General features: G+C 60.1%; 1 protein-coding gene and 1 pseudogene. One reads left to right on the top strand and one right to left on the bottom strand.

The window, feature by feature from the left end; all coding sequences use genetic code 11:
- Positions 1–9: 9 nt before the first annotated feature.
- Entirely contained in the window at positions 10–294 is a 285-nt protein-coding gene (locus AC5ZFO_RS48295) for a LexA family protein (RefSeq protein WP_496124310.1), read from the bottom strand.
- 38 nt (positions 295–332) lie between these two features.
- Here AC5ZFO_RS48295 and AC5ZFO_RS48290 point away from each other — a divergent pair.
- Positions 333–469 (top strand): annotated as a pseudogene (locus AC5ZFO_RS48290) (IS630 family transposase); the annotation flags it as partial.

Here is a 469-nt window from a genome sequence, read left to right as displayed (position 1 = left end):
GCTAGTGGTTCATCCCATTGATTTTGACGTTTTGATACCGAGCCATTCGAGGACGGGCAGGTTTTCGGGTGGCAGGAGAATCTCGATGCTCCGGGGAACACCGGGCTGACGACGAATGAATCCGTTACGTTCGAGGGTGACGATCATCTGGTGGACCGACGGAGGGCTGACACGGAAATGGCGCTGCATGTCGGTTTCGGCGGGTGGGCGCCCGAACATGTGCGCGTAGGTGTAGATGAAGGCCAGGTAGTGCCCCTGCTTCTCGGTGAAATGCGCGCCTGATTTTTGACTCATCGCTGGATTCGTCCCGGCCTCCGACAAGGAGGCGAAGCATGAATGTACGTTATCGGGTCGAATTGAGCCAAGCCGAGCGGGACGAGCTGACGGCGCTGCTCGGGGGCGGCAAGCATGCCGCCCGCAAGCTCAAGCGGGCGCAGATTTTGCTTGCGGCTGATGTCGGCAGCCGCGA

Source organism: Bradyrhizobium sp. Unk1, from assembly GCF_059512345.1.
Note: the sequence above shows the minus strand (reverse complement) of the source record. Positions and strands in the feature narration are given on the sequence as shown.

Bases quoted from the DNA above. Each gene is read 5' to 3' on its own strand.
- AC5ZFO_RS48295 (WP_496124310.1), bottom strand. From the start codon at position 294: ATGAGTCAAAAATCAGGCGCGCATTTCACCGAGAAGCAGGGGCACTAC.